Annotated in this window: 21 protein-coding genes; 13 read left to right on the plus strand and 8 right to left on the minus strand. The window is 60.3% G+C overall.

The annotated features are described in order from the left end of the window. Window positions 1-116 precede the first annotated feature (116 nt). The 4 genes from K0B93_RS08325 to K0B93_RS08340 are packed head-to-tail and all read left to right on the plus strand — an operon-like array spanning window position 117 to window position 5,783. Window positions 117-755 carry a TetR/AcrR family transcriptional regulator gene (locus tag K0B93_RS08325; protein ID WP_219866765.1) on the plus strand — a complete coding sequence of 213 codons (639 nt, stop codon included), beginning with the start codon at window positions 117-119 and terminating at the stop codon, window positions 753-755. Continuing rightward, the gene (locus K0B93_RS08330; protein ID WP_219866766.1) at window positions 739-2,112 is read left to right on the plus strand and encodes an efflux RND transporter periplasmic adaptor subunit; all 1,374 of its coding nucleotides are present in this window, start codon (window positions 739-741) and stop codon (window positions 2,110-2,112) included. Before K0B93_RS08325 ends, K0B93_RS08330 begins: the two co-directional genes overlap by 17 nt. Next, entirely contained in the window at window positions 2,109-5,267 is a 3,159-nt protein-coding gene (locus K0B93_RS08335; RefSeq protein ID WP_219866767.1) for an efflux RND transporter permease subunit, read from the plus strand. Before K0B93_RS08330 ends, K0B93_RS08335 begins: the two co-directional genes overlap by 4 nt. A 45-nt stretch (window positions 5,268-5,312) precedes the next feature. Next, window positions 5,313-5,783: a cytochrome c gene (locus K0B93_RS08340; protein ID WP_219866768.1), complete on the plus strand. Its 471-nt coding sequence runs from the start codon at window positions 5,313-5,315 to the stop codon at window positions 5,781-5,783. 6 nt (window positions 5,784-5,789) lie between these two features. Here the strand turns inward: K0B93_RS08340 and K0B93_RS08345 are convergent, their stop codons facing one another. The 3 genes from K0B93_RS08345 to hemN all read right to left on the minus strand — a co-directional run bounded on the left by K0B93_RS08345 (window position 5,790) and on the right by hemN (window position 9,238). Further along, entirely contained in the window at window positions 5,790-6,680 is an 891-nt protein-coding gene (locus K0B93_RS08345) for a U32 family peptidase (protein ID WP_219866769.1), read from the minus strand. 13 nt (window positions 6,681-6,693) lie between these two features. Beyond that, on the minus strand, window positions 6,694-7,689 hold the full coding sequence (gene ubiU / locus K0B93_RS08350) for a ubiquinone anaerobic biosynthesis protein UbiU (RefSeq protein ID WP_219866770.1): 996 nt from the start codon (window positions 7,687-7,689) through the stop codon (window positions 6,694-6,696). A gap of 130 nt (window positions 7,690-7,819) precedes the next feature. Continuing rightward, entirely contained in the window at window positions 7,820-9,238 is a 1,419-nt protein-coding gene (gene hemN, locus K0B93_RS08355) for an oxygen-independent coproporphyrinogen III oxidase (protein WP_219866771.1), read from the minus strand. Window positions 9,239-9,439: 201 nt separating this feature from the next. Here hemN and K0B93_RS08360 point away from each other — a divergent pair, with 201 nt between their 5' ends. Together K0B93_RS08360 and K0B93_RS08365 are read left to right on the plus strand one after the other, a co-directional pair. Beyond that, window positions 9,440-10,972, plus strand: coding sequence for a cryptochrome/photolyase family protein (locus K0B93_RS08360; RefSeq protein ID WP_219866772.1), 1,533 nt, complete (start codon window positions 9,440-9,442; stop codon window positions 10,970-10,972). Between the two features lie 104 nt (window positions 10,973-11,076). Next, window positions 11,077-11,784, plus strand: coding sequence for a substrate-binding periplasmic protein (locus K0B93_RS08365; protein WP_219866773.1), 708 nt, complete (start codon window positions 11,077-11,079; stop codon window positions 11,782-11,784). A gap of 30 nt (window positions 11,785-11,814) precedes the next feature. Here K0B93_RS08365 and K0B93_RS08370 read toward each other — a convergent pair whose 3' ends face one another. Further along, window positions 11,815-13,503: an HAD family hydrolase gene (locus tag K0B93_RS08370; RefSeq protein ID WP_219866774.1), complete on the minus strand. Its 1,689-nt coding sequence runs from the start codon at window positions 13,501-13,503 to the stop codon at window positions 11,815-11,817. Window positions 13,504-13,631: 128 nt separating this feature from the next. Here K0B93_RS08370 and K0B93_RS08375 point away from each other — a divergent pair, with 128 nt between their 5' ends. From K0B93_RS08375 to K0B93_RS08395, 5 genes are all read left to right on the plus strand, one after another. Further along, complete coding sequence (locus K0B93_RS08375; protein WP_219866775.1) at window positions 13,632-14,474, plus strand: cytochrome c oxidase assembly protein; 843 nt, start codon at window positions 13,632-13,634, stop codon at window positions 14,472-14,474. Continuing rightward, the gene (locus tag K0B93_RS08380) at window positions 14,471-15,085 is read left to right on the plus strand and encodes an SCO family protein (RefSeq protein ID WP_228743331.1); all 615 of its coding nucleotides are present in this window, start codon (window positions 14,471-14,473) and stop codon (window positions 15,083-15,085) included. Before K0B93_RS08375 ends, K0B93_RS08380 begins: the two co-directional genes overlap by 4 nt. 75 nt (window positions 15,086-15,160) lie before the next feature. Continuing rightward, entirely contained in the window at window positions 15,161-15,778 is a 618-nt protein-coding gene (locus K0B93_RS08385; RefSeq protein WP_219866776.1) for a cation diffusion facilitator family transporter, read from the plus strand. Window positions 15,779-15,857: 79 nt separating this feature from the next. After that, window positions 15,858-16,001, plus strand: coding sequence for a DUF2256 domain-containing protein (locus tag K0B93_RS08390; protein WP_324124437.1), 144 nt, complete (start codon window positions 15,858-15,860; stop codon window positions 15,999-16,001). Further along, window positions 15,998-17,521, plus strand: a complete 1,524-nt coding sequence (locus K0B93_RS08395; RefSeq protein WP_219866777.1) for an FAD-binding domain-containing protein — start codon at window positions 15,998-16,000, stop codon at window positions 17,519-17,521. Before K0B93_RS08390 ends, K0B93_RS08395 begins: the two co-directional genes overlap by 4 nt. On the opposite strand, the gene K0B93_RS08400 is transcribed toward K0B93_RS08395, so the two are convergent. The 3 genes from K0B93_RS08400 to K0B93_RS08410 form a co-directional block, all read right to left on the minus strand. Further along, window positions 17,518-17,976, minus strand: a complete 459-nt coding sequence (locus K0B93_RS08400) for a universal stress protein (protein ID WP_219866778.1) — start codon at window positions 17,974-17,976, stop codon at window positions 17,518-17,520. The two genes, K0B93_RS08395 and K0B93_RS08400, sit on opposite strands and share 4 nt — an antisense overlap. Beyond that, a complete protein-coding gene (locus K0B93_RS08405; RefSeq protein WP_219866779.1) occupies window positions 17,966-19,567 on the minus strand; it encodes a BCCT family transporter in 1,602 nt (533 codons plus the stop codon). Before K0B93_RS08405 ends, K0B93_RS08400 begins: the two co-directional genes overlap by 11 nt. 79 nt (window positions 19,568-19,646) lie before the next feature. Further along, a complete protein-coding gene (locus K0B93_RS08410) occupies window positions 19,647-20,144 on the minus strand; it encodes a DUF4175 domain-containing protein (protein WP_219866780.1) in 498 nt (165 codons plus the stop codon). A 260-nt stretch (window positions 20,145-20,404) separates the two neighbouring features. Between K0B93_RS08410 and cadR the strand changes: the two genes are divergently transcribed. Further along, on the plus strand, window positions 20,405-20,863 hold the full coding sequence (gene cadR, locus K0B93_RS08415) for a Cd(II)/Pb(II)-responsive transcriptional regulator (protein WP_219866781.1): 459 nt from the start codon (window positions 20,405-20,407) through the stop codon (window positions 20,861-20,863). A gap of 83 nt (window positions 20,864-20,946) precedes the next feature. After that, window positions 20,947-21,606 (plus strand): cation transporter, encoded by a 660-nt coding sequence (locus K0B93_RS08420; protein WP_219866782.1) that lies wholly within the window; start codon window positions 20,947-20,949, stop codon window positions 21,604-21,606. Here K0B93_RS08420 and K0B93_RS08425 read toward each other — a convergent pair. Beyond that, a complete protein-coding gene (locus K0B93_RS08425; protein WP_219866783.1) occupies window positions 21,603-22,520 on the minus strand; it encodes an AEC family transporter in 918 nt (305 codons plus the stop codon). The genes K0B93_RS08420 and K0B93_RS08425 overlap by 4 nt on opposite strands. Window positions 22,521-22,706 lie beyond the last annotated feature (186 nt).

Raw genomic sequence — 22,706 nt, forward strand, 5'->3', positions numbered from 1 at the left:
CCGATTCCACGGCAGAACCCGGAAACGACATCAGCCGCCTCACACTCGAAGATTGTTGCAAAAACCATTTCGGGCTTTCAGAATAAAGTAATTGATTACTTTCTTTTGGTATTACCATGTCAACAAAGCCAAAAGGCTCCAAACGCGCCTACCAGAGCACCGAACTGCGCCAGTCTGCCACCATCGAAGCGGTCGTCCAGCTTTGCAGCGAACAGGACCCGGCCACCCTCACCACGGCCCGTATTGCCGATGAAGTGGGGTTGTCGCAGGGCGCCCTGTTCAAACACTTCCCCAACAAGAACCGGCTGTGGGAGTCAGTAGCGGGCTGGGTGTCAGAGCAGCTCACCCGCCAGGTATTCAGTGCCGCCGACCAACACCAGCAGGCAGACCAGGCACTGGAAGCCATGTTCCTGGCCCACGTGGGCTTTATCGCCCGGCACCCGGGTATTCCGCGACTGATGCTGGGGGAATTGCAGAAGCCAGACAACGGCCCCGCCAAAACTATCATCCGCCAGACACTCGCCCGCTACCGCAAGAAGGTGGTCGGGCTGCTGAATCTTGGCATCCAGCAGGGGCGCATCGCCTCCGGTATCGATATCGAGGCTGCGGCGGTGCTGTATCTCGGTGCTATTCAGGGGCTGGTAGTTCAGGCCATGGTCAGTGGCGAGATGCATACCCTTGAGCAGGCGGCACCCCGAATCTTCAAACTATACAGCGCCAGCTTTCAGGAGAAGCCCGATGACCCGGAAAAATAAACTGACTCTGGCTCTGGCTCTGATGACCGGCATCGTCTTTGTCGTGATCATGATAGAGCTGAAACAACCGCCGGAACGGGCAGAGGCGCAGGTAGCCGCTACCCCGGTGCGCATAATGACAGTCACGCCCCGGGAATTCCGTACCGAAGCCCGGGGCTATGGCCAGGTGCTGCCGGCCCGAAGCTGGAACGCTGTGGCCAATGTTGGCGGGCGGGTTATCTGGAAGCACCCGGAGCTGGAGAGCGGCAACCTGATCGCCGCGGGCACACGGTTGCTTGAGATCGACCCCACCCGTTATGAACTGGCCGAAGCCTCCGCCCAGGCGGATCTGGCAGGCATCGAAGCCGAACTGCGACAACTGGCGCAGGAAGAGCGCAATACGGGTGAGCTGCTGAAGCTGGAAGAACGCCGGCTGACGCTGGCCAGGCGGGAACTGGACCGGGCAAGAACCCTGACCGAGCGGGGCGCCCTCTCTGAAACCCGGTACGACGAGCAACAGCGGGCAACCCTGCAGCAGGAACAGGCGGTCCAGAGCCTCAGAAACCAGCTGAACCTGATTCCTGTCAGGCGGGATACCCTGGAGGCCCGCAAGGCCAGAACGGAATCCGCGCTTGCCAGTGCCCGGGAAGACCTGGAAGACACCCGCTTTGAAGCACTCTGGGACCTGCGGGTCCATCAGGCCGATATCGACATCGGCCAGCATGTCAGCCCCGGCCAGAGCCTGTTCATTGCCGACGACATAACCCGGGCCGAGGCCACAGTGCAGCTGGAAGTAGCAGAACTGCGCCGGGTGTTGTCACAACTGTCGGACGACAGCCTGCCGGAACCCGGCGCCGGCACAACCAACAACTTCACCGACTTTCATGACCAATTCTCCCTGGGCGATCTGCAGGTCCGGGTAACCCCCACCAACGTGCCGGATGCCCACTGGCCCGGGAAACTTACCCGGGTCACCAGCAGTCTCGACCCGGCCACCCGGACTGTTCAGGCGGTGATCTCGGTGGAAGAACCTTACCGCAACGCCAATCCGCCTGCCCGCCCGCCGCTGGTACGAAACATGTTCGTGCAGACCAGTATTAGCGCCCCCACTCCCCGGCCGGTTATCGTAATCCCGGCCAGCACTGTTCATCAGGGCGTGGTCTACCTCGCCGATGAAGACAATCGCCTGCAGCGAAGAGAAGTCACGGTCGCCTGGCAGCAGAGGGATCTGGCCGTTATCAGTGAAGGCCTGAAACCGGGAGACCGGCTGGTTCTGGATGATCTGGTACCCGCCATCGACGGAACTCTGCTGGCTTCCCAAGCGGTCGAGGCTGCCGGGGAAATCGGGCAACAACCGGCCTCGGGAGATCAGCCATGATCCGCTGGTTCGCGGGCCATCCCACGGCGGGCAACCTGCTGCTGATTCTGATACTGGCGGCGGGGCTGTTTGCCGCCCCCAGCCTTACCCGGGAAACCTTTCCGGACTATCTGCCGCCGGAAGTGAGTATCACCATGGAGTACCGGGGCGCCACGGCTGCCGATGTGGAGGAAGCCCTCTGCCAGCGTCTGAGCGAAGCCCTGCAGCGGGTGAACCATATGCAGGAGGTTACCTGTACCGCCCGGGACAACCAGGCCCAGACTATTGCCAGCATGGAATCCGGCGGCGATATGGGCCGGTTTCTGGACGATATCCGCACCGAAATCGAAGGCCTTACCGACCTGCCGGAAGAAGCTGAAGACCCGATCATCCGGGAGCTCTACCGCACCGACCTGGTGGCCGCCATTGCTGTCACCGGCCCCATGAGTTTCGCCCACCTGGAAAGCTATACCAACCAATTGGAAGACCGTTTGTTTGCCATTGATGGCGTAGCTGATGTGGTGCCGGTGGGCCTGTCCCAGCGCCAATGGCAGGTGGAGATATCACAGAACCTGTTGCGCCAGTACGGCTTGGGCGTGCGGGATGTCGCCCGGGCCATCACTGGTCAGAATGTTGACATGCCCCTGGGCACCCTGGAAACCGACAGCCAGGATATCCAGCTACGTTTCGTGGACGAGCGCCGGTCTTTGCAGACGCTGACCAACCTGCCAGTGCTGGGCGGCCAGGCCGGTGCCGTGCTCACTCTGGGCGATATTGCCACCCTGTCTGAGACTTATGAACGGCAGGAAGAGCGCGCCGAGTTCAACGGCCAGCGGGCGATCATTCTGGAAATCCACAAAAACCGCGGTGAAGATGCCCTGCGGGTGATGGATGCCCTTCAGGCTTTTATTGCCGAGGAAAAGCGCCGGCGGAATGGCACAGTGAACCTTGAGATCACCCAGGATATGACCTCCATCGTCAAGGACCGCCTGCAGATGCTGGTCGGCAATGGCATTACCGGCCTGCTGCTGGTGGGGCTGGTGATGGCCCTGTTCTTCCGGCCCAGGCTGGCCTTCTGGGCACTGTTCGGCCTGCCGGCGGCCTTTGCCGGCGCCTTCGTGATGATGGCCCTGACCGGGCTGTCCCTGAACATGATCACCCTGGTGGCGTTACTGATGGCCATTGGCATCGTGATGGATGATTCGGTGGTCATCACCGAGAACATTGCACGCCATGCCACTGAAGGCGCTACGCCTCTGCAGGCCGCGACCCATGGCACCCTGGAAATCCTGCCGGGCGTGTTGTCGTCGTTTCTGACCACCGTCTCGGTGTTTTTACCCCTGGCATTTCTGGCCGGCGAACTGGGCTCGGTACTGGAAGTCCTGCCGGTGGTGCTGATTGCCGCCCTGGCCGCCTCTTTGATCGAAGCCTTCTGGATTCTGCCCCATCACCTGAAAAGTGGTTTGGGCAAAGGCCGGGACAAACCCGTTTCCCGCTTTCGCGCGCGGTTTGACCGGGGCTTTGAAACAAGCCGGGAAACGTTGGGGCAACTGGCCGATACCGCCATCCGCTTTCGCTACGGGGTGCTGGCCGGCATGCTGATCATTCTGCTGGGGTCTGTCGGCCTTATGGCGGGCGGCCATGTGCGTATGGAGGCCATGCCGGAAATCGACGGTGATGTCCTGGAAGCCCGGGTACTGATGCCGCAGGGCACCCCCCTGCACCAGACCCGGAAAATCACCAACCGAATTACCGAAGCCATGCTCCGGCTGAACAAGGAATACAGCCCCGAGCAACCGGATGGCCAGGCTCTGGTGCGCAATGTCCAGACCCGCTTCAACCAGCACTCCGGTGCCGGCGAGCAAGGCGCCCATGTGGCCACGGTGATGGCCGACCTGCTCACCGCAGAAAACCGCACCGTTGATCTGGCCACCGTGACCGACCGCTGGTACCAGGAAATCGGCGATATTCCTGGCCTGATTGCCCTGACCATTCAGGAACCGGGATTCGGCCCGGCGGGCATTCCGATCGAGATCCGATTGCAGGGCAGCGACCTGGACCATCTCAAAGAAGCGGCCCGCTACCTGGGCAACGACGTGGCCGACTACACCGGCACCTTCAACGTGCTGGACGACCTCCGCCCCGGCAAACCCCAGCGCACGTTGAAACTGAAAGACAGTGCCCTGGCCCTCGGCCTGACCGCCAGCGATGTCGCCGGCCAGATACGCACCGGGTTGCTGGGCGATATTGTCGATACGGTGCAGATCGGCGACCAGCACATCGAGATTCTGGTCCGCCAGAGCCGCGCCGAGCGCACTACCCGGGCGTTCCTGGAAGACACGGTCATCACCGGCAAGAATGGCCAGATGATCCCGCTGCGGGAGGTGGCCGATATTACCGACGAGCGTCAGTGGGCCCAGGTTACCCGCATTGACGGTCTACGCACCGTCACAGTGTCGGCGGATGTGAACGGACGTATGACCAACGCCGATGCCATCGTCACCGATCTTCAGAACCGTGTGTTTCCGGAGCTTCGCGAACGATGGCCGGAAATCACTCTACAGGTGGAAGGCCGGACCGCCCGCTCCCGGGAAACCGGCCAGTCCATCGCCCGGGGCCTGCTGATCGGCCTGCTGGGCATCTTCCTGATCCTGTCGTTCCAGTTCCGCAGCTATCTGGAGCCGATCATCGTGATGCTGTCCATTCCGGTGGCTTTCATGGGGGCGGCCTGGGGCCACCTGCTCATGGGCTATAACCTGTCCATGCCATCATTGATCGGCGCTGCTTCACTGGCCGGCATTGTAGTCAACAATGCCATCCTGCTGGTGCAGTTCATCAAAAGCTATCGGGAACAGGGCATGAGCACCGTCGAAGCCGCTGGCGCCGCCAGCCGGAACCGGTTCCGGGCCATTCTGATCACCACCAGCACCACCGTAGCCGGCCTGCTGCCCTTGCTGGCCGAAACCAGCACCCAGGCCATGGCGGTGATTCCGCTGGTGATTTCCGTGGTGTTCGGCCTGCTGGTGTCGACTCTGGTCGTGTTACTGGGTTTGCCGGCGCTCTACGTCATCCTGGAAGATCTGGGGTGGGCCACTTCGTCCAACCCCCATAGCCTTGAGGATTCAACAGACAGCGGACAGTTAACATATCTCAACAGGCAAACTACTCAACACTGATAGCCTGAACGACGCTCAACATTCATCGACAGAGGGGGCATCTTCATGACAAAAACAAACAGTTCGCTTCTGAGCATCCTCATCCTGAGCCTTACTGTGTCATTCGCTGCCACGGCTGCCGAACCGGTCACTCCCAAGCTCACCGGCAAACTGGATCGACTGCTGCGCGAAGAGATGCGATCGATTCAGACGGCGATGGGACAGATCCATTCGGCCATCGTTATGGGTCAGCATGACAAGGTTGCGAAGCAAGCCCGGGATATTTACGACAGTTTCATCCTGCAGCAATCACTCACTGAACAGGATCGTAAAGATCTGATGTCGGCCGTACCAGAAGGCTTTATCAAGCTGGACAAGGAGTTTCATCAACTCGCGGCATCGCTGGCAGAGGCCGGCAGGAATGACGACACGGAGAAGCAACACAAGCTGTTCGGCAAAATGACAGGCAACTGCATCCAGTGTCACAGCACGTATGTGTCTGACCGCTTTCCTGGCGTCAAACCCGTCAGGGACTGATCGGCCTCAGCGGATCAGGTCCATTCCCGGCTTGCCATACCAGTATCCGTTGCAGGGTGGTGCCTCCACCAGGTGCAGCGGGTCGGTGGCAGGCACTTCACCCCGGCGTACCTGATCAAAGCGTTTTACCACTTCCTCCATGCCCTGGTGTTCCGGGCTCAGGCGCACCGTGTTCACGCCCATCCGCTCCATTTCCGGCAGTTCACGCGTGAGGTCGTATCGGGACCCCGAGAGCGTGGAAATACCGTTCAGGCGGAACAGTTCCCGGGATTCGCGGGAACGCAACTCCATGCCGTCCGGATGCTGCAAACAACGGAACTCGCAGTTGTCCTTGGGCAGGTTGTAATGGCGGGCAGTGAAACAGCGGGACGACCAGGCCAGGGGCAGAAAACCCCAGGCGAACACCTCGGCGGGCAGTTCCAGGCCTTCCTGTTTCAGGCCGTTGATCAGCTGCTCGAGGGTCTCCTTGCCCAGCTCGACCGGCAGGTTCCAGCCTTTCAGTCCCTGCTTCGCCAGCACCTTGAGCGTGGCGACGTTGTAAATGTTCATGGAAGGGCCGCTAATAAACGGAATGTGGTGGCGGCTGGCGACCTGCACCGCACTCTGATCGTTGGCCTCCACCAGGAACTCATTCTGATCGCAGATCCGGCGCAGGCGACGCAGATCCGCTTCCGACTCGATCAGGGTCTGGGTGGAGATCACCACCTCCTTGCCGCAGGCTTTCAGGTCCCGGGCCAGATCAAACCAGTCGTCCGGCTTCAGTTCCCGGCGCCGGGAGCAGACGGCCTCACCCAGGTAGATGGTATCCACCGGCCATTCGGCGGCTTTGGCGTAGAAATCGAACACGGTCTGCTTGGACCAGAACCACAGGATGGGTCCGAGAGAAAGTTTCATCATGATTGGCAGAACCTTATTTCCACTTGCGATGATAGGCGCCCAGGGTGGTCAGGCCGCCTTCGGAGAGCCCGGACAGGGTGTTGCGCCAGTCATTCTCCACGGTGAACATTCCCGGCGTTCTTTCCAGGTTGTCCAGGGCCTGGCGCCAGGTGCGGGCCACGTCGGCAATGTAGGCGGGGCTGCGCTGGCGACCCTCGATCTTCACCGCACTGATGCCCAGCGCCTGCAAGTCAGGTAACAGGTCCAGAGTATTCAGACTGACCGGTTCCTCGATGGCATGGTAGACGCTGCCCTCCACCTCGAACCGGCCTTTGCAGAGGGTCGGGTAACCGGCCGATTCACCCTGGCCGTAACGGTCAATCAGGACATCGTTCAGACGGGACTCCAGCCCCTCCGGCGTCTCGTGCCAACGCACGGCCTTCGCCGGAGAGCAGGCGCCGCGGGTGTTGGGCGATTCGTCCGTCAGGTACGACGACAGGTAACAGCGACCCTCGGCCATAATGCACAAGCTGCCGAAGGCGAACACTTCCAGTTCCACCGGACTGTGTTTGGCGACACCCCGCACCTGATCCAGAGACAGAACCCGGGGCAGCACCGCCCGGCGTATGTCGAAGTTATCTTTGTAGAACGACAGCGCCTCGTAGCTGGTGGCAGAGCCCTGCACCGAGAGGTGGCGCGGAATATTCGGGTAGCGGCTGGCGGCGTAATCGAGCAGGCCCATGTCGGCCAGGATGATGGCATCGACACCCAGGCCTGCAGCACGGTCGACAGCCCTTTTCCACTGTTCCCAGCCCTCCGGCTGCGGGTAGGTGTTGATGGCACAGAAGACCCTGCTGCCTTTGGAATGGGCGTATTCAATGCCCTCAGCGGCGCGCTTGTCATTGAAATTCAGGCCCGCAAACTGGCGGGCGTTGGTGCTGTCGCGGAAGCCGAAGTAGACCGCGTCGGCACCATTATCCACGGCGGTTTTCAGGGCCGGCAGGCTGCCGGCCGGGCACACGAGTTCCATGGGTTTCTCCGCTGGAATGAGTGGTTAGAGGGTAGCGCCCGGGATGGGCGAGTGCCTTGACCTTTGTCAGCGGAGTGAAGGTGCGGTCAGAAGAAAGCCTTCTTCTGACCCCGATCTTCTGACCCCGATTTCAGATTATCCGGGAGAACCGTTGACTGGCGCCTTCCTTCCTATACAGGTCGAAGATCTGGCAGATCGCACGGATCAGCAACCGACCGGCAGGCTGAACCTGGAGCACCTGACCTTCGTCAGACACCAGTTCATCCTTGATCATCGGCCGCAGGCGGTTGAGTTCATCGGCGAAGTAGCGGTCGAAATCCTCGCCCCAGGTGTCGGCAAACTGCTCGCGGTCCAGACGGAACTGGCAGATCAGCTGGCCGATCACCCAACGGCGGATGCGGTCATCGCGGCTCAGGCCCACACCCCGGGTAATCGCCAGTTGGCCAGCGTCGATAGCCGCTTCCCAGGCTGGCAGGTCGTGGTTGTTCTGGAAATAGGCATCGTCGGTCTGGCCGATGGCGGAAACCCCGAGAGACACCAGGTCGCAGTCGGAGTGGGTGGTGTAACCCTGGAAGTTCCGGTGCAGACGCCCCTCCCGCTGGGCCACCGCCAGGCTGTCGTCCGGCTTGGCGAAGTGGTCCATGCCGATGTACTCGTACCCGGCCTCCAGCAGGCGGTTGATGGTGTTGTGCAGGATCGTCAGCTTCTGCTGGGGCGTGGGCAGGGTATCCGACAGAATACGGGTTTGCGGATAGAACCGGTCCGGCAGGTGCGCATAGCTGAACACCGACAGACGGTCGGGTGACATCTCGATCACCGCTTCCAGGGTCTCGGCAAAACTCTCCGGCGTCTGGTACGGCAGGCCGTAGATCAGGTCCAGGTTGATGGACCGGAAACCGATCCGGCGTGCCTCATTCAGTACCGCCTCCGTCATCTCCCTTGGCTGGATGCGGTTTACCGCTTTCTGCACCTTCGGATTCACATCCTGGACACCCAGGCTGATGCGGTTAAAACCCAGCTCCCACAGGGTGGGCAGGGTATCCTGGTCCACCTCACGGGGATCGATTTCCACGCTGTAGTCACGCTCGTCGCCGGTTTGCAGGTTGAAGAGTTCGCCGTAGCCCGCCATCAGGTGCTGCATCACATCCCGCGGCAGGAAGGTTGGCGTGCCGCCGCCCCAGTGCAGCTGTTGCACCGGCCGGTCGGCCCCAAAAAGGCGCGACTGGATCGCGGCCTCCTTCAGCACCCGCTCGACATAGGGCATCGCCTTGTCGCGTTTCTTGGTGATTACCTTGTTGCAGGCGCAGTAATAACAGAGGTGCGCACAGAACGGCAGGTGCGTGTACAGGGACAATGGCCGGCCACTGGCCTTGCTGCGGGCAGCCGCCTGCACCATGTCTTCCACCGTGTAATCGGAGGTGAACTCCACGGCCGTCGGGTACGAGGTGTAACGGGGGCCACTGAGATCATAACGGCGGATCAGGGCATCATCCCAGATGAAAGCCGGAAGATCGTTTGCTGCAGCTGCGACGGCGGTTTCGTAAGCCATAAATATAACTCTGAACGTCGGAATGAATCCGTAAACCGGAAAGTTGGCCCATTATCACGGACGATTGCCCGTCGCCCCTTGATGCGGGTCAGTTGATGATGACTTTCACTTTAACACGCCGACTTTTGAACCACCCTTGTGCCCTTGGCGTATTCAGGCTACCCCCTTTGGGGCATGCTGGAACCTGAGGAGCATCCTGATATGGCCAACCTGATCCTGATCCTGGGCGATCAACTGACCCCCGACATCAGCGCCCTCGTTGATGCCGACCCGACGAGGGACCGGATCGTCATGGCCGAAGTCGGCGAGGAGGCCGGCTACACCAATCACCACAAGAAGAAACTCGTGCTGCTGTTCAGCGCCATGCGGCACTTCGCAGACCGTCTCGAACGGGATGGTTGGCAAGTGCATTACCAGACGTTCCATCCGGACAACGACCTCCAGAGCCTGGAAGCCGTCGTTGCCGACCAGCTGAAAACGCTGGGAGCGGGAAGCGTCATCACCACCGAGTGCGGAGAGTGGCGGCTTCACGAACAGATCAGTCGTTGGCACGAGCGGCTGGGCGTGACAGTGGAGATTCGCCCGGACACCCGTTTCATCGCCAGCAAGCAGGAGTTCTCAGCCTGGGCAGAAGGACGAAAACAGCTGCGAATGGAGTTTTTCTACCGGGAAATGCGCCGAAAAACCGGTTTATTGATGACGGGTGATGGCGAGCCCGAGGGCGGCCAATGGAACTTCGACGCCGACAACCGGAAAAAGTGGACCGGCAAACCGCCTGCGCCTGCTCCGTTCCGCGTCCAACCTGATGCCATCACCCGGGAAGTGATTGAACTGGTGGACAAACATTTTGCCGATCACTTCGGCACCACCGAGGACTTCCACTTCGCAGTCACGCCCGAGGACGCGAAGGCGGCGCTTGAACACTTTATTGATTTCGCCCTGCCCTGTTTCGGCGATTATCAGGATGCCATCTCCGACACCGAGGACTGGCTGTTTCACGCCATTCTCTCCCCCTACATCAACTGCGGCCTGCTGGATCCCCTGACCGTGTGTGAGGCCGCCGCCCAGGCCTGGTACTCGGGCCGGGCACCGATCAACGCGGTGGAGGGTTTTATCCGCCAGATCATCGGCTGGCGCGAGTTCGTCCGGGGGATCTACTGGCTGCACATGCCGGATTACGCCAGGGAGAATCGCCTTGGCAACACCCGCAGCCTGCCCTGGTTCTACTGGACCGGCGAGACCAGGATGCGCTGCATGAACAAGGCCATTGATGCCACCCGACGCAACGCCTACGCCCACCATATCCAGCGCCTGATGGTCACCGGCAACTTTGCCCTGCTCGCCGGCGTTACCCCCGAGGAGATCTGCGACTGGTACCTGGCGGTCTACGCCGACGCCTACGACTGGGTCGAGCTGCCGAACGTGCTGGGCATGGTGATGCACGCCGATGGTGGCTATCTCGGCTCCAAGCCCTACGCCGCCAGTGGCAAATACATCAATCGCATGTCCGACCATTGCAGCAATTGTCACTACAAGGTGAACAAGAGCACGGAAGACGATGCCTGCCCCTTCAATGCCCTGTACTGGCACTTTATCAACCGCCACCGGGACCAATTCGCGGGGAATCCTCGGATGGGCATGATGTATCGCAACTGGGACAAACAAAAGCCGGAGAGACGGGAAGCGCTGCTTAAACGGGGCGATGCGTTACTGGCGACAATTGAGCAGCTGTAGGCCAGATGGATCGAGCAATACCTCCTAAAGTTCAAGAGTGAAGCCCGGCCAGGAATGCTACGCTCAAAGAACAGCAAACACGCGGCGCAACGAGTACGGTCATCATGAACATGCGGCCTTTCATTGCTGGCCTGCTGGGCGCTCTCTTAATCCCGGTATGCCAGGCTCAGACCCGTGAACTCAACCTCTACACGTTCGAGGCGCCACCCTACCAGGTGACTGACGCCATCAGTCCGGACCTCCGACGTCAGGTTGCCGGCGAGACGGTTGAAACGATTGCCTGCGCAGCCGGGCAGGCCGGCTGGTCTGCGAACATCCGGGTGACGCCGCCTAAACGGGCGATCCACTCCCTACGCCGCAACCGGGTCGATGGCTACTTTGCAATTGATCCCTCGGCGAAGCTCGACACCACCGCACGCCGCAGTGCACCTGTAGCCATGGCTAAATGGTACTTCTTCACCGTCGATCCAGAGCTCGATACACGTCTTGCACGAATCGGCGTGGTGGATGGCAGCAGCGAGGAGTCCTGGCTGATGGCGAATGGCTATGAGATCTTCCTCACTGTAGCCTCGCCGGGGCAGTTACTGGCCCTACTCGAGCGCAACCGGATTGATGCGGCGGTGATGGACGAGCGTGTCATGGCGGGGCTGAAGACCGACAATGATGGCGCCAGGGAAAAGCTGCACAAGCGTTTTCTTCGCCACGCGCCGCTGTACCTGTACCTCAGCAACGGTTTTACCCGCGAAAACCCGGGGTTTCTGTCTCGTTTCAACCGCTACCTGGCCGATTGCAGGGGCGGTCAGATTTCCTGAGGGACGAGAGCACCCTGCACTTTCTCGCGGTTATGGCGGCCCCACCTCACAGGCAAGTACCAGTGCCCAGAACTCCGAAAAATCGTTGACCACGACGTCTGGCTTATCCGGATGCTTGTGAGTGCCCGGAAAGATCCGGCTTAGCCAGGGCAGATCCCACTGGGCACCGTTAAAAAAGACCGAGGTCAGACCCGCACGTTTGGCGGCGATCACATCGGTGGTGCTATCCCCGATGTACCAGACACTGGGGTCCGGCGGGTAATCCAGTTTCTGCACCGCCAGCAACAGCTGGTCAGGGTGCGGTTTGCGCAGGGGCGTGTCATCGCCGCACACGTCCACATCGAACAGGTGGGTCCAGCCGGTGTCCTCCACTGCCGCCAGCTCATGTTCGAAGAACTCTCGGTCGCGATTGGTGATCACACCCACCTGCATATGCAGTCGTCGCAGTCCTTCAAGCACATCCCGCACCCGGGGTTCAAACGCCTTCACCGTGCCGTAATGGGTGCGGTAGTGATAATTGAAGGCCCGGTGGGCAACCTGCTTGGCCTCCTGATCGTCGCCAAACAGCACCTCGAAAATATCGGTCCGGGAAATTTTCCGGTCGGCCTTCACCTTCGGGTGCAGGCGGGCGAACTCCCGGACATAGGCCACCAGCCGCGCATCCTCCGGAGTTTTGCTGTCCTCGGGCGCCATCATGCGGTCCATCAGGTCCAGCTTGTGAAAGTCCGGCAGCATGTCATCCACGGCGTGGTACATGGCATCAAGGGTATCCACCAGGGTGGCGTGCCAGTCGAACAGCACCACCGAGGGGCGGATAAGCTTGACCACCGCGGGATGCCAGTCGGCCTCGACCCGCGGTTCCGGTCGCCGGGGCGGCGGAAAGGGTTTGGGTCGCACTTCGGCCGGTGCCTGACGGAACGCCTCCGGGTGGCTTCGTTCCAGCAGCGCCAGCAGGTCAAGCAGGTCTTCGAAGCTATCGAGAATGGCCGACGGAGCATCGCGAAAGGAAAACCAGCTGTTGATACGGTCGGGTTCCCAGCATGCGCCGTTATAGAATACCCCGGCCACTCCCGCCTTATTCGCCGTCAGCATGTCGACATAGCTGTCCCCCACATACCAGGCGCGATCATCCGCGGGCAGCCCCAGTTTCTCCAGTGTCTTGAGGATGACTTCCGGGTCTGGCTTGTACTCGGTGACGTCGTCGGCACACACGGTCGCATCAAACAGATGTTGCCAGCGGCCTTCGTCCACGGTCACCAGCTCCCGGTCCAGGAACTCCCGGTTCCGGTTGGTAGAGACCGCCAGCTTAATGCCCATGGCCTTGAGCGCAGACAGGTACTCATAGGCGCCCGGCTGAAAGGGCCGGACCTTGCCGAAGTACCGCCGGTACGCCTCGTTGTAGGCTTTGTGGGCTGTCAGTTTGGCGTCGCGGTCGTCACCGAAAATGGCGTTGAAGATATCGGTCCGGGAGACCCGGCGTTCCGCCAGAATCCGCGGGTGCAGGCGCCGGAAGATGCGGATGTAGCGCACCAGCCTGGCATCGTCTGCCGTCCGGCATTTCTCCTCCGGCAACAACCGCTCGACAAGGTTCAACTCCTCCAGCTGGGGCAGCATGTCTTCCATGGCGCTGAACATGGCGTCGTGGGTGTCCACCAGCGTGCCGTGCCAGTCAAAAATCAGCACCGAAGGCGCCACTATGGAATCGGTGAATCGCGCCATGCACTCTCTCCGTCCGCAAACCTGATTGAACCGGTCTTGAAATCCGCCGCCATGCCGGTAAGACTCGGGGGGCTCTGATAAAAAAGATAAACGCTGTTTCCTGTACTTGCACACAAAGAGTGCTTCCGATGTCTGCTGCCGGCTACCTGCTGCCCTACGATTTTTCACCGCTGACGGTACTCAGTTTCATGGTGGTACTGGGCCTGTACGGGCTGGCGTTACCGCGCCTGCCGGAGAAGGAGCGACCGGGTTCAGGCCGGATTCTGACTTTTGTGGCGGGGGTACTGCTCTGTTACGGCGTGATGCAGACCCGCTTTGATTACTACTCCCAGTACATGTTCTTTGTTCACCGCGGCCAGCACCTCATACTTCATCATCTGGGCCCCATACTGATTGCGCTGTCCAACCCGCTGCCGGTTCTGCGCTTCTGGCACAGGGTGATCGGTTCTCGTGGGCGTCGTCTGCTCAAGCCGCTGGGGCTGTTGTACCGGATGCTTCAGCAGCCGGTGGTGGCCTCGGTACTGTTTGTCGGTCTGATCTACTTCTGGCTCTGGCCACCAATCCATTTCGACGCCATGCTCAGCCGTCAGCTCTACTGGCTCATGAACTGGAGCATGCTGCTGGATGGCCTGTTGTTCTGGTGGCTGATTTTCGATGCCCGATCGCCGGTGCTGACCAACGCTCTGGGCTATGGCAAACGAATTCTGTTGCTGGCCCTGGTGGCGATTCCACAGATGATTCTCGGCGCCTGGATTGTGTTCTCCCGGGGCATGGTTTACGACGTATACGAAGTCTGTGGCCGGGCCTGGCCCATGCCACCGGCAACCGATCAGCTACTGGGTGGACTGCTGACCTGGATTCCACCGGCGATGATGAGCATCCTCGGCATCCTGATCATCCTTCGCCGCGCCATGCACGAGGACGGCAAGTTCACCCGTTGCGACACCGTAACCGAAGGACCCGCGTCATGATGCCGTTCAGGAAGCCCACCTCCCGATTTCGCCCCTGTGTTGCCGCCCTGCTTGGCCTTGTGCTGACGCTGTCCGGCTGTTCTGACAGCGAGACCTGGCAAGGCAAGGACATCAGCAGCCTGATGCCGGACCTGGAATTCACGCTGACCGGCTCCGCTGGCGAGCCGGTGACTGAAGCCGATTCCGCCGGGCAGATACGCCTGCTGTTTTTCGGCTTTACCTCCTGCCCGGATGTCTGCCCGACCACCCTGACTGCCCTCAGCAAGGCCATCAACCAGATGCCGGAGACCCTGCAGGACCGGGTGACAACCCTGTTCGTGAGCGTGGACCCGGATCGGGACACGCCGGAACGCATAGCCAGCTATGTGGATTTCTTTGGCGAGAACATCATCGGCCTGACCGGCGGGGAACCGGCGCTGCGAGACCTCACCAAGCGGTACCGCACGACCTTCGGTTACGACGAACCCGACGCCGACGGCAACTACCAGGTATCCCACAGTGCCGCCGTTTATGTGTTCGACGGTGCCGGCAATGCCCGCCTGCTGTTTCGTCCCGGTCTGACACCGAAGATGATGAGCGAGGATCTGACCGCCCTGGCTTCGGAAGGGTGATGGTAGACCCTTGACCCTGTAACGACTACAGGGTTTGCAATGCGACCGTTAAACGATCGGGACAGGCTTTTACTCATGCACAGTTACCCTCATGGTCATGGGCACAGTCATGGCCACAGCCACAGTGACCACTTCAACACCCATAACCGGGCCTTTGCCGTTGCCGTTATTCTGAACCTGGCCTTCGTTGCCATCGAAGCCGTGTACGGCGTTCTGGCCGGGCAGAAAGGCGATCTCAACATTCGCGGTGCCTTCCTGCACATGGCAGCAGACACTGCGGTCTCGCTGGGTATCGTGGTCGCCGGACTGGTGATCATCCTGACAGGCATCAGTTGGATTGACCCACTGGTGAGTCTGGTGATCGCAGCGGTGATCTTCTTTGGGACCTGGCAACTGCTGAAAGATTCGGTCACCCTCGCCGTGGACGCCGTGCCCAGGGATATTGATCCCCGCGAGGTGTACGAGAAGCTAAACCGCCTGCCCGGTGTGAGATCGGTCCATCACCTCCATATCTGGGCACTCAGCACCACAGAAAATGCCTTGACGGTGCACCTGGTGAAGCCGGATGCCTCGGACGACGACCGATTGATTGAACAGGCTACCCAGATGCTGGCTCACGACTTCAATATCCGGCACGTCACCATCCAGTGGGAGCGGGCAGAGAGCAACTGTCCAAACGTTGCCTGTTGCTGAGCCCGGCCCGGTGTTTGCTGATCCTCACTGGCACCGGTAACGTATTTTTCCGCTACTGACAGGACATACGACCGTTATCGTGCACCAGAAACCGAATCAGCCTTCGAAAACCTGTCCGGTCTGCCACCGCCCTTTTACCTGGCGTAAGAAATGGGCAAAGGACTGGGAAGCCGTTCGTTACTGCAGCGAGCGCTGCCGACGTAACCGGAGTACCCCCTTATGACCAGCGTCGTCTGGTTCAAGCGCGACCTGCGCACTCGCGACCACGCTCCGCTGTCCGCTGCGGCGGACCTCGGGGAGCCCGTGATTCCGCTGTACGTGATCGAGCCGGGGTACTGGCAACTGCCGGACACCTCGAGGCGGCAATGGCAGTTCATCGAGGAGTCGCTGTCGGACCTGCGGAAGCAGCTCCGAGGCAAAGGCAGCAACCTGCTGGTGATGGTCGGCCCCGTGCACGAGGCGCTTGACCGGCTCAAATCCACACACCGCATCAAGCGGGTCTTCTGCCACCAGGAGACCGGTGGCCAGTGGACCTTCGACCGGGACAAAGCCGTGATCGGCTGGTGCCAGGAACAGGGGATCGAATTCCGGGAATGGCAGCAGTTTGGCGTGGTTCGCCGGCTGCCGGACCGGGACCTCTGGGACGAGGCCTGGACGCGAATCATGCGGCAGGAAACCGTCGCTGCCCCGGAGCGCTTGGCAGCGCCCGCCAATCTCGACGACCTGGCGGCCCAGGCCACCACACCAAGCCTGGCCGACGCCACACCATGCCCCGACCGACAGTCCGGCGGCAGCCAGCGGGGCGAGAAGCTGTTGACCTCCTTTCTGGAACGGCGCTGTGTCGGCTACCAATACAACATTTCCAGCCCGGCCAGTGCGGTGCGCGCCTGTTCCCGACTCAGTCCGCACATTGCCTACGGCACCGTCAGCCTGCGGGAGATCTATCAGGGAGCCAAGTATACCGGCCAACACCCCAACAGCCTGCCCCGGAAAAAGCGCAGCCTGACCAGCTTCCGCTCTCGCCTGCATTGGCACTGCCATTTCATCCAGAAACTGGAAGACGAGCCGGAACTGGAGTTCCGGGCCATGCACCGGGAGCTGGAAGGTTTGAAGTCCGGCCCCGGCGATTCCGAGCGACTGCAACGCTGGCAGGAGGGGCAGACCGGCTGGCCGTTGGTGGACGCCTGCATGCGTTCACTTCGCCAGACCGGCTGGATCAACTTCCGAATGCGTGCCATGTTGATGGCCGTAGCCAGTTACCAGCTCTGGCTGCATTGGCGCGATCCGGCCCTGCACCTGGCTCGCCAATTCACCGATTTCGAGCCCGGCATTCACTATCCGCAGGCGCAGATGCAGTCCGGGCTTACCGGCATTAACGCCCTGCGCATCTACAATCCGGTTCTGCAGAGCCGGAAGCTGGACACCGAAGGGAAATTCATCCGGCAATGGATACCCGAACTGAAAGGCCTGCCGGCGGAGCTGATTCACACGCCCTGGCTGATGACGCCAGCGCAAAAGGAACGGTTCGGTGGTAACACCTACATAAGCCCGGTGTGTGACCACGAACAGGCAGCGCGAGCCGCCCGCAAGGCGATTGGCGAGTTCCGGAAATACAAGGTATCCCGCGAGGAAACCGACCGGGTGCTGCATCGTCATGGCAGCCGAAAGGGCCCCGTGCAACAGCGACCCCGGACGCCGTCAGGGCCTGGGCCAGACAGTCCGCAACTGTCGCTGTTCGATTAGTGTCCCTCACCGTCCTCTTCGGGCGCTTTCAACAGTGCCGGAAGCACCAGTACCGCACAGGGCGCGTTGACGGAGACGTACTCCACCGTTGCACGACGCAGAGGCCACCGCCCGGTAGCACCGCGCGATACCAGGATCATCAGGTCCGCACAGGTAGTACCCGCCAACGCGACCAGTTTCTCGCCCGCGTTGCCCGCCACCACGTGCAAGGTCGCGTTCTGATTCAGCGGTAGATATTTCCTGGCCAACAGGCTGAGCGTGCCCCGTACTTCCGCCTCTTTTTCCTCTGGTGCATCTTCAGTGACGTGGGGAAAGAAACCGGCGCCGCCGGGACTGAAGACGCTGGCGAGGTGCAATTCCCCGGCCTGATCGAGCAGTTTGACGCTCTCTTCAAGAGCCCGCTTGCCCTCACCGTCGTCCTCAGGATCGATGGCAATCAAGATTTTACTGTACATCCTGGTTCTCCTGTTGGGATACCTTAACGGCTTCCACATCCGGGAAGGCACGTCCCTGCACCAGCTCACTGACCGAGTAACCCCGGTAATCCGCTCTCAGGGCCCGGAACAGTGCCACTGCCATGAAGATCAGCAGCACACAGAACGGCAGGCCCAGGGAGGTAATCACATTCTGCAGTGCATCCAGACCGCCAGCCAGCAACAGACTTGCGGCAATTACACCCTGGGCCGCCGCCCAGAAGATGCGCTGACGCACCAGCGATGGCTGGTCGTCCCGACGTGTCAGCATGTCGATAACCAGCGAGGCGGAATCCGACGACGTGGTAAAGAAGATGATAATGATCACTACACTGAGTAACGAGGCCAGGTCGGCGAGGGGAAACGCCTCAAGAAACGCGAAGATTGCCACCGATGGATCCTGCTGGACCTGCTGAGCCAGCGCGACCTTGCCGTTCATCTCCACGTCAATCGCTGCAAGGCCAAAAACGCCAAACCACAGCACAGTGAAAGCCGTCGGCGCAAACAGAACGCCCGCGACGAACTCACGGATGGTTCGGCCACGGGAAATCCGGGCAATGAATATTCCCACGTAGGGTGCCCAGGAAATGGTCCAGGCCCAATAGAACAGTGTCCACTGGCGTTGCCAGTCCGAATCCCTGAAGGTTTCAGTCCAGAAGGCCAGCCACGGCAGGGCATCAAGATAATCTCCGACACTTTGTACGATGCCCTCGGCAATAAAAACGGTCGGCCCAACGGTTATCACAAACAGTATAAGCACTATCGCGAGCACGATATTGAGCTGGGACAGGCGCCGGACCCCCTTGTCCAGCCCGAGGGCCACCGATGTGGCCGCAATGCCGGCGATGATTGCGATCAACAGAACCTGAACCGTTCCCGTGGACGGGATACCAAAAAGGTAAGCCAGGCCGCTGTTCAACTGCAGAGTGCCCAGGCCCAGCGACGTCGCAACCCCGAACAGGGTGCCGAGCACAGCAATGACATCCACCGCCCATCCCCAGGGACCAAAAACCCGGTCCCCCAGAATCGGGTAGAACAGGCTGCTGATGCGCATGGGCAGATTGTGCCGATAGGCAAAGTAGCCGATGGCCAGCCCCGGCATGGCAAAGATGGTCCAGGTGTGCAGGCCGAAGTGGTAAAGCGCGATGGTCATGGCATCACTGGCCGCGCGCTCACTACCCGCTCGGACCCCCTCGAAGGGAGGTTCGGAAAAATGGGAAATCGGCTCGGCTACGCCCCAGAACATCAGGATGGTGCCAATACCCGCTGCGAACAACATGGTGAACCAGGTCAGGTTGGAATAATCCGGGCGGGAATCGTCACTGCCCAGCCGGATAGTGCCATACCGGCTGACGGCAAGAGCCAGAAGGAACAGCAGCAGGGATGTAACCGAGAGGATATAGAACCAACCCAGATGACTGGCCACCCAGCCAGTCAGAATCCCGAACAGCCCGGAGACTTCCTCATCAAAGGGAATGGCAACGATCACAAACATGACCGCCATTCCCGCAGCGGTGAAGAACACCCCGGGTATCGTCTGCAGCCCTAATCGGCGTTGCAGGCGCTCCAGCACAAGAGCCTCCGATTATTTCAGAAAAGAGTCACGAAAGGCCTCACGCTATCACACACTTCCGGCTCAAGAACGACAGAGATCAATTCCGGTTCAGTTGCTGCTGATGCTTGAACATCTGCTCCATCATGATCTGCATCTGGTCCATACGACGGTCCATCATTTCCATGCGCTGCTCATAACCCATGCCGGCAGCTCCCGACCCCTTACCCTGGGCGTTTCCAGACTGCTTTTGTCCCTGATTGTTCATCATGCCCTGGCCATTGTTCATCATGCCCTGGCTATTACCCATCATGCCGGGCCCCATCATGCCCTGGTGCATCAGCTCCATCTGTTCTTCCATCGCCTCCCAGTGTTCCTCCATCAGACGCTGGCGCTCGGCTGGCGAACTGGCTTCGGGAACCTGCTGCATCATGCCGTCCATTCTCGACCAGTTACGGTGCATCTGTTCCATCTGTTCCGGGCTCATCATCATGCCAGGCCCGTGTCCTGAGTAGGGTCCCTCACTGCCATGGGCGAAAGCCCAAACCGGGGCGGCTGCCAGGACACCAACGGCAACGATTTTTTTCATGGAAACCATAGTCAAACTCCTTGCTTAGGATTGTCGGTACTCTTTCACTGTAGTTGCCAAAACTGAACCGAAACTGAATTTTTTGCACAAGCCTGACACGGGGTTGATGTGTGTCATTTTTCCCCGGCAAACACATCGCGCAGGCTGACCGCAGGCCGCTTCCCGGTTTGTTTATTGTCCCGGTCATCACGGAGCGCTATGGTGATAAAGCCATGCGCCTGAATCTGAGAACGTTGACCGGAAACCGCGGACCACAGACCGGAAACACTATGAAAATTGGCGAAATTTCGAAACGGGCCAAGATCCCCGTTGAAACCGTCCGATACTATGAAAAGATCGGTTTGCTTCCGGAACCTGACCGTTCCGCCAGCGGTTACCGGTCCTATCGTCCGGCCCACCTGGATCGCCTGCTGTTCATCAAACGGTGTCGCAACCTGGATATGGCGCAGGACGAAATCCGCGAACTGATTCGCCTTGCCGAGAATCCGGAGGCAGATTGCAGCGGTGTAGACGCCTTGCTGGCAAGGCACCTGCACCACGTTCGCGAGCGTCGGCAGGAGCTGGCGAGTCTGGAAAAGACGCTCGAACACCTTCAGAGAGCCTGCTCGGAGGGCCGGACCGTCCGGGAGTGTGGCATTCTTGACGGCCTCACTACGGAACTGGAAGTCCTCGAAACCTCTGACAAACACAACCATGTACCCGGTACCCACGGCCAGGGCCACAGCTGACTGCCCCGTCCCCTATGCAGCCGGTTGACTCTGTAGCAACTACAGGGTTTTAAATGGCTAAAAACACCATCAGGAGGTTTGTAATGGCGTGCACCTGCTCTGCCCCCGACCCCAAATCACCGGCGCCCGGGTTCCGACGCGCCTTATGGATTGCCCTGTGGGTCAATCTCGCGATGTTTTTGGTGGAAGGAATTGCCAGCATTCAATCCGGCTCGGTCTCGCTGATGGCCGACGCCATCGATTTCTTTGGCGACAGTGCCAACTACATCCTCTCATTGAGCGTCCTCTCCATGGGTATGCTCTGGCGCGGCCGGGCGGCGATGATCAAGGGCCTGACCATGGCCACCTTTGGCCTGGTGGTCTGGGCGCGCGCCATCTGGATCGCCCAAACCGGCATTACTCCCGAGCCTCTGACCATGGGCGCCGTCGGCCTGCTGGCCCTGACCGCTAACGTCAGTGTCGCTGTCATGCTGTTCCGATTCCGGGAGGGCGATTCCGACATGCGTTCGGTGTGGCTGTGTAGCCGGAACGACGCCATCAGCAACATTGCCGTTATGGGGGCGGCGCTTGGGGTCTTCGGTACCGGCAGCGCCTGGCCTGACCTGATGGTTGCGGCCATCATGGGGACTCTCGCGGTCACGGCCGGCGTGAGCGTGGTTCGCCATGCCCGCAAGGACATTGCAGAGGCTCGATCCGAATCCATGCAGCCAGCCGCCAACACCTCGTCATCGGGCTCCCGCTAGAATGCGAGGGAGATCATTACCGGGATGAACGCCAGGGCGAACAGGGTGGTGAGTAGCACCGTGCCCGCCGCCTGCCGTGGGGATGTGTCGAGCAGGGTCGCGATAACCACGGTATTGGCGGCGATCGGAGTGATTGAAATCAGGAACATGGCTTTGTGGACGGCGGGCTCATAAATTCCCAGCACATTGGCATCCAGCCACCAGAACAGGATGGCAACCAACGGCCAGACCACGAATTTGCCGAAGAAAGCCAGGCCGGTGAAGCGGATATTGCCCGCCAATCCCCGAAAACTGGTAATGCTCATGCCAATGATCATCATGCCGAGAATACTGTAGGCGCCCCGCAGATTATCGAACAAGGGAACAAACATGTCCGGAATACGGATGCCGGACAGGTTCAGGAATACGGCGGCCAGAAAAGCATATACCGATGGCAGCTTCGCGACCCGCCAGAGTGCGGCCTTCAGGTCATACCGGCCACGGGCGGCGAGATAGAACCCCACCGAGTTTTCGAACAGGGTGGTGCCGAGCATGCACACAATGTAGAGCCCGAGCCCTTCTTCACCGAAGAGCAACAGGGCCACAGGCACACCAAAATAACCGGTATTCCCGGAGCCTACGCACAAGGGCATGATGCTGGCGCTGCCATCGGTAACGACTTTCCTTGCCAGCTTGAGCTGAACAATACCCAGCACCGAGGCTATTCCGAACGTCAGGAATGGCAGGAAAATGACCTCCGGAGACAGGGGCGCGGCCATCACCCCCGAGAACACCACCGAGGGTGTGACGATGTACAGCATGATGCCGGCGATATGCCTGCCGCTGGCTTCCAGATAACGGCCAGCCACCCAGCCAAGCGCGACGGTCACGTACAGGGGGATCAGCTTGATAAACAATGCCAGCGCAGCGGCCATGAGTACTCCGGGCAGAAGAGAGTCGGGCGGACGAAACCGCAAAGTGTAGCGCGAACCCGGTAGGACGGCCATTTACAGCCCTCCAAAAATTCCGCTTTTTCTTTTCTGATCAGATTCTTACCGGACCACGATGACTTAGATCATTTCGTGCCGCGCCGCTCTGCTACCATAATTGCCAGATCAGTC

The organism is Marinobacter sp. F4218 (assembly GCF_019443085.1).
Lineage (GTDB): Bacteria > Pseudomonadota > Gammaproteobacteria > Pseudomonadales > Oleiphilaceae > Marinobacter > Marinobacter albus.